Source organism: Streptomyces sp. NPDC043680 (assembly GCF_056436685.1).
Genome location: NZ_JBWKCE010000012.1, coordinates 171,684 through 185,039, shown reverse-complemented (window position 1 = coordinate 185,039; position 13,356 = coordinate 171,684). Strand labels below are relative to the sequence as shown.

At 73.7% G+C, this 13,356-nt stretch carries 12 protein-coding genes; 9 read left to right on the top strand and 3 right to left on the bottom strand.

The window, feature by feature from the left end:
* Positions 1 to 3: 3 nt before the first annotated feature.
* Positions 4 to 1,332 carry an LLM class flavin-dependent oxidoreductase gene (locus AC0666_RS23660; RefSeq protein ID WP_468971474.1) on the top strand — a complete coding sequence of 443 codons (1,329 nt, stop codon included), beginning with the start codon at positions 4 to 6 and terminating at the stop codon, positions 1,330 to 1,332.
* Positions 1,333 to 1,484: 152 nt separating this feature from the next.
* On the opposite strand, the gene AC0666_RS23655 is transcribed toward AC0666_RS23660, so the two are convergent.
* Positions 1,485 to 2,405, bottom strand: coding sequence for an NADP-dependent oxidoreductase (locus AC0666_RS23655; RefSeq protein ID WP_478708243.1), 921 nt, complete (start codon positions 2,403 to 2,405; stop codon positions 1,485 to 1,487).
* A 58-nt stretch (positions 2,406 to 2,463) separates the two neighbouring features.
* Positions 2,464 to 3,213, bottom strand: a complete 750-nt coding sequence (locus AC0666_RS23650) for a DUF2470 domain-containing protein (protein WP_468971478.1) — start codon at positions 3,211 to 3,213, stop codon at positions 2,464 to 2,466.
* 166 nt (positions 3,214 to 3,379) lie between these two features.
* Here AC0666_RS23650 and AC0666_RS23645 point away from each other — a divergent pair, with 166 nt between their 5' ends.
* The 4 genes from AC0666_RS23645 (at position 3,380) to AC0666_RS23630 (ending at position 6,456) form a co-directional block, all read left to right on the top strand.
* Complete coding sequence (locus tag AC0666_RS23645; protein ID WP_356847217.1) at positions 3,380 to 3,775, top strand: cell division protein SepF; 396 nt, start codon at positions 3,380 to 3,382, stop codon at positions 3,773 to 3,775.
* A gap of 397 nt (positions 3,776 to 4,172) precedes the next feature.
* Complete coding sequence (locus AC0666_RS23640) at positions 4,173 to 5,444, top strand: AAA family ATPase (RefSeq protein ID WP_468971480.1); 1,272 nt, start codon at positions 4,173 to 4,175, stop codon at positions 5,442 to 5,444.
* A complete protein-coding gene (locus tag AC0666_RS23635) occupies positions 5,428 to 5,847 on the top strand; it encodes a nucleotide pyrophosphohydrolase (protein ID WP_468971482.1) in 420 nt (139 codons plus the stop codon). Before AC0666_RS23640 ends, AC0666_RS23635 begins: the two co-directional genes overlap by 17 nt.
* Positions 5,848 to 5,970: 123 nt before the next feature.
* Positions 5,971 to 6,456 carry a DUF6099 family protein gene (locus AC0666_RS23630; RefSeq protein ID WP_468971484.1) on the top strand — a complete coding sequence of 162 codons (486 nt, stop codon included), beginning with the start codon at positions 5,971 to 5,973 and terminating at the stop codon, positions 6,454 to 6,456.
* 108 nt (positions 6,457 to 6,564) lie between these two features.
* On the opposite strand, the gene AC0666_RS23625 is transcribed toward AC0666_RS23630, so the two are convergent.
* Entirely contained in the window at positions 6,565 to 6,870 is a 306-nt protein-coding gene (locus AC0666_RS23625) for a hypothetical protein (protein WP_468971486.1), read from the bottom strand.
* Between the two features lie 201 nt (positions 6,871 to 7,071).
* On the opposite strand from AC0666_RS23625, the gene AC0666_RS23620 reads away from it, so the two are divergent.
* The 4 genes from AC0666_RS23620 (at position 7,072) to AC0666_RS23605 (ending at position 13,237) form a co-directional block, all read left to right on the top strand.
* Entirely contained in the window at positions 7,072 to 7,995 is a 924-nt protein-coding gene (locus AC0666_RS23620; protein WP_468971488.1) for an LLM class F420-dependent oxidoreductase, read from the top strand.
* A gap of 15 nt (positions 7,996 to 8,010) precedes the next feature.
* Entirely contained in the window at positions 8,011 to 8,937 is a 927-nt protein-coding gene (mmuM, locus tag AC0666_RS23615) for a homocysteine S-methyltransferase (protein WP_468971490.1), read from the top strand.
* Positions 8,938 to 9,146: 209 nt separating this feature from the next.
* A complete protein-coding gene (locus AC0666_RS23610) occupies positions 9,147 to 10,685 on the top strand; it encodes a 3' terminal RNA ribose 2'-O-methyltransferase Hen1 (protein ID WP_468971492.1) in 1,539 nt (512 codons plus the stop codon).
* A complete protein-coding gene (locus AC0666_RS23605; protein WP_478708242.1) occupies positions 10,682 to 13,237 on the top strand; it encodes a polynucleotide kinase-phosphatase in 2,556 nt (851 codons plus the stop codon). The genes AC0666_RS23610 and AC0666_RS23605 overlap by 4 nt, the downstream gene beginning before the upstream one ends.
* Positions 13,238 to 13,356 lie beyond the last annotated feature (119 nt).

Sequence of the window (13,356 nt, the reverse complement as noted above, 5' to 3'; positions counted from 1 at the left end):
GACATGACCACCCGGACCCTCCACCTCAACGCCTTCCTCATGAACGCCGGCCACCACGACGCCGCCTGGCGCCACCCCGCGAGCAGCCCCGAGCGGGTCACCGACCTGAAGTACTTCCAGGAGCTGGCGCAGACCGCCGAGCGCGGACGGCTCGACTCGGTCTTCTTCGCCGACGGGCTCGCCCTCTGGGGCAAGGCCCGCTACAACGCCCTCGGCGGCTTCGAACCGCTCACCCTGCTGTCCGCCATCGCCGCCGTCACCGGGCACATCGGGCTCATCGCCACCGTCTCCACCACCTTCAACGAGCCGTTCCACCTCGCCCGCAAGTTCGCCTCCCTCGACCACATCAGCGGCGGCCGTGCCGGCTGGAACATCGTCACCTCCGGCACCGTCGACGAAGCCCGCAACTTCGGCCAGGAGGAGCACCTGGAGCACGGCCTGCGCTATGACCGCGCCCGCGAGTTCCTCGACGTCGCGACCAAGCTCTGGGACAGCTGGGAGGACGACGCGATCGTCCTCGACAAGGAGCGCGGCATCTACGCCGACACCGACAAGCTGCACCCCGCCGCCCACCGCGGGGAGTACTTCGGCGTCGCCGGCCCGCTGAACGTGCCCCGCTCCCCGCAGGGCCACCCCCTCCTCGTACAGGCCGGCTCCTCCGAGGACGGCAAGGAGTTCGCGGCCCAGTACGCCGAGGCCGTCTTCACCGCACAGCAGACCCTCGCCGACGGGCAGACCTTCTACAAGGACCTCAAGTCCCGCCTGGCCAAGTACGGCCGCAGCGAGGACGACCTGCTCGTGCTGCCCGGGATCGCGCCGGTCATCGGCTCCACCGAGGCCGAGGCGAAGGCCCTGGAGCAGCAGCTCACCGACCTCCAGGTGCCGGAGTACGGTCTCGCCCAGCTCTCCGGCATGCTCGGCACCGACCTCACCGGCCTCCCCCTCGACGGTCCGCTGCCCGAACTCCCGGAGGAGCGGGACATCAACGGCAACAAGAGCCGCTTCACCCTCGTCGCCGAGCTCGCCCGCCGCGACGGGCTCACGCTGCGCGAGCTGATCGCCCGCCTCGGCGCCGGCCGCGGCCACCGGGTCTTCGCCGGGACCCCCGAGCAGATCGCCGACCAGCTGGAGGAGTGGTTCACCCGGGGCGCCGCCGACGGCTTCAACATCATGGCGCCCGTCCTGCCCGCCGGCCTCACCGACTTCGTCGACCACGTCGTCCCGATCCTCCAGCGCCGGGGCCTGTTCCGCACCGACTACACCGGGGCCACCCTGCGCGAGAACTACGGCCTGCCCCGCCCGGCGAACCGGTACGCCACGGAGGCTGTGTGACGTACTCGTCGTAGGTGGCGGACCGGGCCCCCAAGGCGCCGGGGCGGGTGCAGGCGCCGCCGCTCCTCTCGTACGGGCGTACCGGCCCACCGGCCCACCGGCCCGGGTGCCCCGGGACCGCGGATTGCGGCAGCACCCTGGCAGGCCGGCGTTCACACGGTGAGCACGATCTTCCCGCGGGTGCGGCCCGCGGCGCTCAGCTCCCAGGCCTTGGCGGCCTCGGCGAGCGGCAGCGCGTGCTCCACGTGGACGGTGAGCGCGCCCCGGTCGGCGAGGTCGGCCAGGAAGGCCAGGTCGGCGCTGTCCGGGCGGACCCACAGCTGGTGCGCCCCCTTGGCGGCGGCCTCCTGGTCGGCGATCGACACGACCCGGCTGCGTTCCTTGACCAGCGACTGGAGGACCTCGACGCCGCCGTCGCCGTAGAAGTCCAGACCGGCGTCGATGCCGCCGGGGGCCAGGGCGCGGATCCGGTCCGCCATGCCCTCGCCGTAGAGGACCGGTTCGGCGCCGAGGCCGCGCAGGAAGTCGTGGTTGTGGGCGCCGGCAGTTCCGATGACGCGCGCCCCGAGGGCGACGGCGATCTGCACGCCGAGGGATCCGGTGCCGCCCGCCGCCGAGTGGATGACGACGGTCTCGCCGGCACCGGCGCCGACGCGGGTCAGGGACTGGTAGGCGGTCAGCCCCGCCAGCGGGATCCCCGCCGCCTCCTCGAAGCCGAGGGCGCGCGGCTTGCGGGCGAGCGTGCGCACGGGGGCGGAAACCAGCTCCGCGTAAGTACCGAGTTCCACCCACTCCTTGCGGACGTAGCCGAACACCTCGTCGCCCACGGCGTGGTCGAAGGTGTCGGGGCCGACCGCCTCGACGACACCGGCGACGTCCCAGCCGGGTATGACGGGGTAGCGCACTTCGAAGAGCGGGTCGACGAATCCGGCGGCGATCTTCCAGTCCACCGGGTTGACACCGGCCGCCTTGACGCGGACGAGCACCTCGCCGGGGCCCACCTTGGGTCGGGGTACGTCAACGAGGTTCAGAGCCGGGGGAGTTCCGTATGCGGTGTATGCGATGGCCTTCATGATCACCCCCAACGGGGTGCGAGGCGCGCCTATTCCTCAGGCACTCCGCCGGCATTCCTCAGGCGGGCAGGCTGTTGCGGTGCGAGCGGCGCCGGGCCGCGCTGAACAGGGCGTGCATCTGGGCGCCGGACTGCTCGACGTCGTCCAGCGGGGAGGGGAACGGCAGGCGTACGTCGCGGTGGCCGCTGCGGTGCTCCAGGCGCAGGGTGATCCCGTACCGGTCGAGGGCGACGGGCAGCGCGCGCACCAGGGCGGGGGCGTCGGGACGCGGGGGGACCAGGCGCAGCAGGAGGGTGACCAGTTCGGCGTGGTCGGCGAGGAGGTGGGTGAGCATCCCGGCCTCGTGCGGGGCCAGCGGGTCGGGCCGGGCCGCGTCGAGCTCGTCGAGGCCGGTGTACGAGCGGCCGTCGGGGGTCTCCAGGACGGCTTGGGCGAACTCCATGCAGGTGGCGGGAGAGCCCTCGTCGGAGGTGCCGGTGGCGTCGGCTTCGGCGTGGGGGGTGAGCAGGCGGCCGAGGATCGTCACGCGGGCGCGCACCCGGTCCCGCGCGGGGGTGGGGACGAGGTCGGTGAACTCCAGGCGGACGGCGGGGCGGTGCTCGCCGGCGGCGCCGGGCACCGCCGGGTGGAGGTGGAGGCGGCTCAGCGGGTCGGTGCCGTCGAGGTGGCGCACCTCGGTGCGCAGGCAGTCGGTGACGACGGTCATGGAGTGGGCGGCGGCCAGGACCGACCGGATCCGCTCGGCGGGGGTGGGGCGGAGGTCGGCGGCGGGTGTCACGGAGGCGTCGGGGGCACCGGGCATGCGCATGCGGATCTCTCCTCGTCCGGGGACGGTCTTGGGCGGTTAGGGTTGCCTAACCTAATCCATCCCGTCTCCGGGGGAAACCTCGCGTCCTCGTGTCGTTGTTGGGCTGAACGGGTGAAACGCGAGAAGATGGCGGGATGCACATGAAGCGCACGGCCGAGGCGGCCCGGTGAGCAGGTACGACGTCACGGACGAACAGTGGGAGGGGCTCGCGCAGGTGGTCCCCCTGCGCAGTCGCAACGAGTGGCCCTCCCGGGTGGACCACCGGACCATCCCCGCCGCCCCGGGGGCGTCCGCGGCGGAACAGCGGCGCTTCGTCGTGATCCGGGTCCAGGTCTTCGCCGACGCGCGGGAGGTGGCCGAGTACCTGATCGCGCAGATCCCGGTGCTGCTCGACCTCACCGGCGCGGACAGCGAAGTGGCCAAGCGGATTCTGGACTTCAGCAGCGGTGTGGTCTTCGGGCTGGGCAGCGGAATGCACCGCGTCGATCGGAATGTCTTCCTGCTTGCGCCGGTCGGGACCGAGGTCGAGGGAATCGCGGCCGCGGCCGTCCCCCGATCGTAGGAAGCTCACGGCGCCGGAACGGTTCGCCGGACTCGCGCAGGGTCCGGCGGCCCGTACCGTCCGCCGCATGAATCCCCCCACGCACACGGACTTACCCGAACCCCGAACAGCCACGCCCGACGGCGTCACGGCCGGTGCCGTCGTTTCCCCCGCAGCCCCACCCGGCGTTGCTGCGCACCCCGCAACCGTGCCCGCCGCCGACGCGGCACCCGCGGCGGAGCCCGGCGACAGCGCGGCGCGCGCAGCCGAGCCTCCCGAAGTCGCAGCCCCCGCGGGCGCGTCCGGCGCCGCCGTGCCCGCAGTGCTCGCTCCTGCCGCAGTTGCGGCTCCCGCCGCCGGGCCTGCCGCGGTCGTTGCCTCCGCGGCCGTGCCCGGCGTTGGAGCGGCTTTCGGCGGCGTGCCTGCCGCAGATGCGGAGCCTGCCGCCGGGACCGGTGCCGCCGCGGCGCCCGCAGGTGTGTCGGCCCGCGCCGCCGGGCCCGACTCCGCGGTGGCCGCGTCCGGGGTGGGGCTCGTGGTGCCCGTGCAGGGGGGTCATCAGCGGCCTGCCGTCACCGAGTTGCGCCTCTCGGCCTTCGCCTCGCACCGGGCCGCCCGCTTCGCGCTCGGGCCCGTCACCTTCTTCACCGGGCCGAGCGGCAGCGGAAAGTCCCAGGCGCTGGCCGCGTACGAGGCCCTCTCCGCCCTCGCCTCCGGCGCCGTCCTGGAGGAGGCGTTCCCCGACGCCTCGGCCCGCATCCCCGAGCGGGCCCTCCCCGACGAGGAGGGCCGGCGCGGGTTCCGGATCGGCTGCACGGTCGAGGGGCCCGCCGGGCCGGTGCGCCTGGACCTCGCCGTACAGGCCGAACCTGTCCTGCGGATCGTCGGTGAACGGCTCTCGGGCGGCGGGCAGGTCCTCCTCAGCACCGCCCTGCGCGACCCCGGCCGAAGCTCCGTCCAAGCCGCCTGGCTGACCGGCGGTAGCACCGGCGTCACCCGCGCCCCGCTGCCCGACGACCGGCTCGGGACCGCCCTGCTGCCGCTGCGCGTGGCCGGGGCCACGGCCGGGCAGCGCCAGGTCCTGGCCGCCGCCGAGCAGGTGGTGGTCGCGCTGCGGTCGGTGTTCCCCTGTGACCCGAGCCCCGAGCGGATGCGCGCCCCCGTCCCGCAGGGAGAGGGCCGGCTGCTGCGCGACTGCGCCAACCTGGCCGACGTACTGCGCCGGACCCGCCACGAATGCGGCACCCGCCACGCCATGCTGGCCGGGGCGGCGCAGACCGGCTGTGCGGGCCCGGTGCGGGGCCTGGACGTACGGACTCCAGTGAACGGCCCGGTCACGGCCCTGCTCGACCGCGGTCCCGCCTGGCCCGGCACCGAACTGGGCCGGCTCGGCGCGGGCGAGCTGCGCTTCCTCGCGCTGGCGCTCGTCCTGCTGACCGGCCCCGGGGTGCTGGCCGTGGACCCGGCCGCCGAACTGCTCGCGGCCCGCCAGGCTCTGACGGTCCTCGCCGACGGCTTCGACCGCGCACTGGACCGGCGCCAGAGCGCCGAACTGCTGCGCCTCGCCCAGCTGGCCTGCGGGCGCGGCCACATCCGACTGGTCGCGGCGGTGGGTGAGGCGTGTGCCGACACCGCGCGCGGGATCCCGGGGGTGACGGTGGTAGACCTGGGACATGAGCGACACGCATGATGAAGACACCGCACCGGCCGCCGGGGAGCCGCACTCAGGTGCGCCGGAGCCGGCCGAGCGGTTGCACCAACTCCAGCGGCGCCTGGCCGACTTCGCGGCGGCCCGCGGCTGGCAGCCGTACCACACGCCCAAGAACCTGGCGGTGGCACTGAGCGTCGAGGCGGCCGAACTGGTCGAAATCTTCCAGTGGCTGACCCCGGAGCAGTCGGCGAAGGTCATGGAGAAGCCGGAATCCGCCCATCGCGTGGCCGATGAGGTGGCCGATGTGCTCGCTTACCTGCTGCAATTCTGTGAGGTTCTCGGGGTGGATGTGCTGGATGCGCTCGCCGCGAAGATCGAAAGGAACGAGCTCCGCTTCCCGGTCGCGGAGAATCCGACCTCGAATCGTCACTCTTCGGAGTGATGGCGTCATCCCCAACCATGTTTGTGTCCAGAGATTTCCGAATACCCCTGGCTTTACTGGCGCATTGCCCTCACTCTGGGTAGTGGAGGGAACGGCGGATGTCGTGCGGACGGGGGACGGCATATGGATGCGGTACGGCTCATCGCGGTCGGCCGGCACGCGCTGGCACAGAGCGGGGCGGCGATGGACATCGTGGGCGAGGCGTGGCAGACCCAGGCACTCGCGCAGGGGATAGGCGGCTGGCTGGCGGTCACCGGGCCGCCGGAGTTGAGAGCGGAGGCACGGGGACTGGGTGAAGCGGGAGGCAGAGGCTGCGGCGTGCTCGACAGAGCCGCCGTGCGCGGAGAGGGCAGTGCGCCCGACTATCCGCCGAGAGCCGCGCAGCTCACGGAGGTGGCGGATGTCCGGCAGGCGCTGCTCGGGCTCCAGGTGCTGCTGGGCGAAGTGGGGATAGCCCTGGTCGGCGTGGCCTGCGGGACGGACGACGAGGGCCTGTACTGGCAGTGCATGGAGTCCATCGACGCGGCCGACGAGTCGAGCGACCGCGTCCGGGCGATCCTGCGCCGGATGGCCGTCCGGGAACGGGGGTCCGCATCCGGAGTGGCCTGACGGGGACCACGGGATCACGTACCGCGTGAGACGCGGAGCTACGGGATCATGTCCCGCGCACGCCGCGGAGGCGACGGGGTCCCGTCGCGCGCGACGGGACCCGCGCGGTCACAGCGACCGGTACGTGGGGCGCTCGCTCTCGGGCGCCGGGCCGCCCGGGATCGTGGGCGTATCCGGGGCGCGGTCCGCGGAGGACCGGGTGGACTGGGAGGTCTGGGAGGACTGGAGGTCGGCGTCGAGTTGCGACAGGTCGGCGTTCAGCGCGGCCATCAGCTCTTCCATCTGCTGCAGCAGGCCCTTCGGCGCGCCGCCCGGGGCACCCGCGGCCACCGCGGGGGCCGGCTCCTGGCGTAGGTGGTCGTGTGCTGCCTGTCCGGTCTGTCCAGCGTGCTCGGGCACGGACTCGTGGGACATGGCGGCCTCCTCGGCCCTGGCCCTTCCGGAGCGGAAGGGGGCGGTGGAGCACCGGCGAGGGGCCGCCGGCGCGCGGGCCGGGCGGTCCGGCTCCGTCCGAGCCAACGATCTCCATCCGGGCCGGTCACTGGCGGGGCCGGGGGCGAGCTGCCGCGTTGACGCAGATTCACCCGGCAGGGGTCGCAGAGGCAGGATGGGGGCATGGATCTCCGCATCTTCACCGAGCCCCAGCAGGGCGCGACCTACGACACGCTCCTGGCCGTGGCCAAGGCCACCGAGGACCTCGGATTCGACGCCTTCTTCCGCTCCGACCACTACCTCCGGATGGGTTCCGCGGACGGCCTGCCCGGCCCCACCGACGCCTGGATCACCCTCGCCGGCCTCGCCCGCGAGACGCGCCGGATCCGGCTCGGCACGCTCATGACGGCCGGTACCTTCCGGCTGCCCGGCGTGCTCGCCATCCAGGTGGCACAGGTCGACCAGATGTCGGGGGGCCGGGTCGAACTGGGGCTGGGCGCAGGCTGGTTCGAGGACGAGCACAAGGCGTACGGCATCCCCTTCCCGGCCGATCGGATGGCCAGGCTGGAGGAGCAGCTGGCCATCGTCACCGGGCTGTGGGCGACCGCTCCCGGGGCCGTCTTCGACTACGCCGGCACCCACTACCGCGTGGAGAACTCCCCGGCCCTGCCCAAGCCCGCCCAGGCCAAGGTGCCCGTGCTCATCGGCGGCCACGGCGCCAAGCGCACCCCGCGCCTCGCCGCCCGCTACGCCGACGAGTTCAACATGCCGTTCGCGTCGGTCGCCGACAGTGCACGGCAGTTCGACCGGGTCCGCCGGGCGGCCGAGGAGGCCGGGCGCAAGCCCGACGAGCTCGTCTACTCCAACGCCCTCGTCGTGTGCGTCGGCAAGGACGACGCCGAGGTGGCCCGCCGGGCCGCCGCCATCGGCCGGGACGTGGACGAGCTCAAGGCCAACGGCCTGGCCGGCTCCCCCGCGCAGGTCGTGGAGAAGATCGGCGCCTACGAGGCCATCGGTTGCTCCCGCGTCTACCTCCAACTGCTCGATCTCGACGACCTGGACCACCTGGAGCTGATCTCGGCCCAGGTGCTGCCCCAGCTCGGCTGAGGAGGGGGGAAACCGATGCCCCGAGCATCCGCCCCGCTCGCCGAGGCCCTCGCCCACCGGGCCGTGCTCCTGGACGGCGGCCTGAGCAACCAGCTCACCGACCAGGGATGCGACCTGTCCGGCGGCCTCTGGTCGGGCCGGGTGCTCGCCGAGCGGCCCGACCAGGTGGAGGCCGCCCACACCGCGTACGCGCGGGCCGGTGCCGAGGTGCTGATCACCGCGAGCTACCAGGTCGGGTACGAGGCCTTCGCCGCCCACGGCCACGACCGGGCCGCGACCACGGCCCTGCTGCACCGCAGCGTCGCCCTCGCGGACCGGGCGGCGCAGGCGGCGGACCACGAGGTGTGGGTGGCCGCCTCCGTCGGCCCGTACGGGGCGGTGCTCGCGGACGGCTCCGAGTACCGCGGCCGGTACGGCCTGAGCGTGCGGGAACTGGCGGACTTCCACCGCCCCCGCATCGAGGCCCTGATGGCCGCGGATCCGGACGTCCTGGCCCTGGAGACCCTCCCCGACCCCGATGAGGCCGAGGCGCTGCTCACCGTCCTCGCCGAAACCGGCGCGCCCGCCTGGCTGAGCTATACGGTGGCCGGCTCCCGCACCCGCTCCGGACGGCCGCTGGCCGAGGCGTTCGCCCTCGCCGCCGACGCCCCGCAGATCATCGCGCTCGGCGTCAACTGCTGCGACCCCGCGGACGTCCTGCCCGCCCTGGAGGCCGCCGCGTCGGTGACGGCCAAACCGCTGCTGGCCTACCCCAACGACGGCTCCGTCTGGGACGCCACCACGCAGACCTGGGAGCCCCCGCCCGACCCGGCGCCCTGGCCCACGACGGCCTGGCAGCACACGGGTGCCCGTCTCATCGGCGGCTGCTGCCGCATCGGCCCACCCCTCATCGCCGCACTCGCCGGGCGTCTGCCGCCCGCGGGCACGGGCTGGGGAGGGTAGGGCTGCGGCGGGTACCCGGGGAGGCCCTCCTGGGCACGGGAACGCGGTCGAACGACGTCGTTCCGCGGACGGTACAGCGCCGTGCGCACGGGCGGCGGGCACTTGCCCACATCGGGGTCCCGGGCGCCGGACGGCGGCCTGACGGGGCCGGGCGGCGACGGGGGTAAATCCGGTGGCCTCGGGAAGAGGCGGCGGTCATGCTGAGCTGCATGTTCCTGACGATCTCCACCACCGGCAGCGCCGAGCGCCCGGCCACCGACCTGGGCTTCCTGCTGCACAAGCATCCCGAGAAGGCGCAGGCGTTCACCACCTCCCACGGCACGGCCCACGTGTTCTATCCCGAGGCCACCGCCGAGCGGTGCACGGCCGCGCTGCTGCTGGAGGTGGACCCGGTCGCCCTCGTGCGCCGGGGGCAGGGCAAGGGCCGGGGCGGGGCTCCCGACGCCGCGCTCGCGCAGTACGTCAACGACCGCCCGTACGCCGCCTCCTCGCTCCTCGCCGTCGCCCTCAGCGCCGTCTTCCGCAGCGCCCTGGGCGGGCAGTGCACCGCCCGGCCGGAACTGCCCGGGCAGGCCCGTCCCCTGCGGATCGAGATCCCGGTGCTGCCCGCGCGCGGCGGCGCGGAGCTGGTGCGAAGGCTGTTCGGTCCGCTCGGCTGGGACCTCGTCCAGGCCGAACCCGTGCCGCTGGACGAGCAGTTCCCCGAGTGGGGCGACTCCCGGTACGTGCGGCTCACCCTGGAGGGGGAGCTGCGGCTCGCCGACGCGCTGCGCCAGCTCTACGTCCTGCTGCCCGTCCTCGACGACGCCAAGCACTACTGGGTGGCCCCCGACGAGGTGGACAAGCTACTGCGCGCCGGAGACGGCTGGCTGGCCGCGCACCCGGAGAACGGGCTGATCACCTCCCGCTACCTGGCCCGCCACAAGCGGCTCACCCGCGACGCCCTGGAGCGGCTGGAGCTGGTCCGGCTCGCCGAAGCCGACGGCAGCGAGGTCGAGGAGCTCGACAACGCGGTCGACGAGGGCCGCGACACCGAGGAGCGGCCGGTACCGCTCGCCGTGCAGCGCCGCGAGGCGGTCCTCGCCGCGCTGCAGGCCGCCGGCGCCCAGCGCGTGCTGGACCTCGGCTGCGGCCAGGGCCAGTTGGTGCAGGCACTGCTCAAGGACCCCGCGTACACCGAGATCGTCGGCATGGACGTGTCCATGCGGGCCCTGTCCATCGCGGCCCGGCGGCTGCGGCTGGAGCGGATGGGGGAGCGGCAGAGCGCGCGCGTGACGCTGCTCCAAGGCTCCCTCGCCTACACCGACAAGCGGCTGGCCGGCTACGACGCGGCCGTGCTCAGCGAGGTCATCGAGCACCTGGATCCGGCGCGGCTGCCGGGGCTGGAGTACGCGGTGTTCGGCGCGGCCCGCCCCCGCACGGTCCTCGTCACCACCCCGAACGTGGAGTACAACGTCCGCTGGGAGACCCTGCCCGCCGGACACGTCCGGCACGGCGACCACCGCTTCGAGTGGACCCGCGAGGAGTTCCGCGGCTGGGCCGGTTCCGTGGCCGCCCGCCACGGGTACGAGGTCGCCTTCCTGCCCGTCGGCGACGACGACCCCGAGGTCGGACCGCCTACCCAGATGGCCGTGTTCACCCGTGTCACCACCGACACCCCAGACGACATCACAGACACCACAGCCACCACCCACACCACAGCCACCACTCACACCACCGACACCCCGAAGGAGGGCGAGGCAGCATGACCACCCCCGAGAGCAAGCGCGTACTTCCCGTCACCGACCTGTCCCTCGTCGTCCTGATCGGGGCCACCGGATCGGGCAAGTCCACCTTCGCCCGCAAGCACTTCAGACCCACCGAGGTCCTCTCCTCCGACCACTGCCGGGGCCTGGTCTCCGACGACGAGAACGACCAGAGCGCCAGCAAGGACGCCTTCGACGTCCTGCACTACATCGCGGGGAAGCGTCTCGCCGCGGGCCGCCTCACGGTCATCGACGCCACCAGCGTGCAACAGGAGGCCCGCCGCCAACTGGTCCGGCTCGCCCGCGAGCACGACGTCCTGCCCATCGCGATCGTCCTCGACCTGCCCGAAGAGGTCTGCGCCGAGCGCAACGCGGGCCGCCCCGACCGGTCCGGGCTGCCGCGCGCGGTCATCCAGCGCCACCGGCGCGACCTGCGGCGCTCCCTGCGGGGCCTGGAGCGCGAGGGATTCCGCAAGGTGCACGTCCTGCGCACCGTCGAGGAGGTCGAAGCCGCCGAGGTCATACGGGAGAAGCGCTTCAACGACCTCACCCACCTCACCGGCCCCTTCGACATCATCGGCGACATCCACGGGTGCTCCTCGGAGCTGGAGGCCCTGCTCGCCAAGCTCGGCTACGAGGACGGCGTCCACCCCGCCGGCCGCACCGCGGTCTTCGTCGGCGACCTCGTCGACCGGGGCCCCGACAGCCCGGGCGTCCTGCGCCGGGTCATGGGCATGGTCAAGGCCGGCGACGCCCTGTGCGTGCCGGGGAACCACGAGAACAAGCTCGGCCGTTACCTCAAGGGTGCCAAGGTCCAGCGCACCCACGGCCTCGCCGAGACGATCGAGCAGCTGGAGCGGGAGCCGGAGGAGTTCGTCCAGGAGGTGCGGGAGTTCATCCGCGGCCTCGTCAGCCACTACGTGCTGGACGGCGGCAGGCTGGTGGTCTGCCACGCCGGTCTGCCCGAGAAGTACCACGGCCGCACCTCCGGCCGGGTCCGCTCGCACGCCCTGTACGGGGACACCACCGGCGAGACGGACGAGTTCGGCCTGCCCGTGCGCTACCCGTGGGCGGAGGAGTACCGCGGCAAGGCGGCCGTGGTCTACGGCCACACCCCGGTCCCGGACACGTCCTGGGTCAACAACACCATCTGCCTGGACACCGGCGCCGTCTTCGGCGGCCGGATGACCGCCCTGCGCTGGCCCGAGCGCGAACTGGTCGACGTACCGGCCGAGAAGGTCTGGTACGAGCCCGTACGGCCGCTCGCCCCGGCGCCGCAGCCCGGCGAGCCGCGCCCGCTGGACCTGGCCGACGTGCACGGGCGCCGGATCGTGGAGACCCGGCACCTGGGCAACGTCACCGTGCGCGAGGAGAACGCGGCGGCCGCCCTGGAGGTCATGAGCCGCTTCGCCGCCGACCCGCGGCTGGTGCCGTACCTGCCGCCGACCATGGCGCCCGTGGCGACCTCGGCGCTGGAGGGCTGGCTGGAGCACCCGGCCGAGGCCTTCGCCCAGTACCGCAAGGACGGCATCGCCCAGGTGGTCTGCGAGGAGAAGCACATGGGCTCCCGGGCGACGGTCCTGGTCTGCAAGGATCCGGCCGCGGCCCGCGAGCGGTTCGGCGTCGAGGGCCCGACCGGATCGGTCTACACCCGCACGGGCCGTCCCTTCTTCACCGATCCGGAGGTCACCGAGGAGGTCCTCACCCGGATCCGCTCGGCGGTCACCGAGGCCGGCCTGTGGGAGGAACTGGCCACCGACTGGCTGCTGCTCGACGGAGAACTGCTGCCGTGGTCGCTGAAGTCCACCGGTCTGCTGCGCAACCAGTACGCCGCCGTGGGCGCGGCCTCCCGCGCCGTCTTCCCGGACGCCGTCGCCGCCCTGGAGTCGGCGGCCGGCCGCGGCGTCGACACGGCCGGGCTGCTCGCCCGCCAGCGCGAGCGGGCCGCCGACGCCGCGCGCTTCACCGACGCCTACCGGCGCTACTGCTGGAGCACCGACGGGCTGGACGGCGTGCGCTTCGCGCCCTTCCAGCTGCTCGCGGCCGCCGGCCGGTCGCTGGCCGCCGTGCCGCACGACGAGCAGCTGTTCTGGCTGGACCGGCTCGTCGAGGCCGACGACCCCGGCCGGCCGGCCGGCACCGGCCTGTTGCGCCGCACCCGCCGGATCCTGGTGGACACCGCCGACGAGGCCTCCGTGCGCGCCGCCACCGACTGGTGGCTGGAGCTCACGGCGGCCGGTGGCGAGGGCATGGTCGTCAAGCCGCTCCAGGCCTACGCCCGGGACGGCAGGGGCCGCCTGGTGCAGCCGGGGGTCAAGGTGCGCGGGCGCGAGTACCTGCGGATCATCTACGGCCCGGAGTACACGCGGCCGGAGCAGCTGGAGCAGCTGCGCCACCGCCACCTCGGCCACAAGCGCTCGCTCGCCCTGCGCGAGTACGCCCTGGGGCTGGAGGCGCTGGACCGGCTGGCGGCGGGGGAGCCGCTGTGGCGGGTGCACGAGGCGGTCTTCGCGGTGCTCGCCCTGGAATCGGAGCCGGTCGACCCCCGGCTGTGACGGCCGGGACCGGCGTGCCGTAAATCCCGTGACCCCGTACGGCCCCGAATTAGGTCGTATGGGGGAACTTTCCCGGAGAACGCCCGGAAAACCACCGGCGGGATCGTTCATCCAGGGAG

Coding starts and splice junctions, on each gene's coding strand:
- AC0666_RS23660 (WP_468971474.1), top strand. CDS start 4: ATGACCACCCGGACCCTCCACCTCAACGCCTTCCTCATGAACGCCGGC.
- AC0666_RS23655 (WP_478708243.1), bottom strand. CDS start 2,405: ATGAAGGCCATCGCATACACCGCATACGGAACTCCCCCGGCTCTGAAC.
- AC0666_RS23650 (WP_468971478.1), bottom strand. CDS start 3,213: ATGCGCATGCCCGGTGCCCCCGACGCCTCCGTGACACCCGCCGCCGAC.
- AC0666_RS23635 (WP_468971482.1), top strand. CDS start 5,428: ATGAGCGACACGCATGATGAAGACACCGCACCGGCCGCCGGGGAGCCG.
- AC0666_RS23630 (WP_468971484.1), top strand. CDS start 5,971: ATGGATGCGGTACGGCTCATCGCGGTCGGCCGGCACGCGCTGGCACAG.
- AC0666_RS23625 (WP_468971486.1), bottom strand. CDS start 6,870: ATGTCCCACGAGTCCGTGCCCGAGCACGCTGGACAGACCGGACAGGCA.
- AC0666_RS23620 (WP_468971488.1), top strand. CDS start 7,072: ATGGATCTCCGCATCTTCACCGAGCCCCAGCAGGGCGCGACCTACGAC.
- mmuM (WP_468971490.1), top strand. CDS start 8,011: ATGCCCCGAGCATCCGCCCCGCTCGCCGAGGCCCTCGCCCACCGGGCC.
- AC0666_RS23610 (WP_468971492.1), top strand. CDS start 9,147: ATGTTCCTGACGATCTCCACCACCGGCAGCGCCGAGCGCCCGGCCACC.
- AC0666_RS23605 (WP_478708242.1), top strand. CDS start 10,682: ATGACCACCCCCGAGAGCAAGCGCGTACTTCCCGTCACCGACCTGTCC.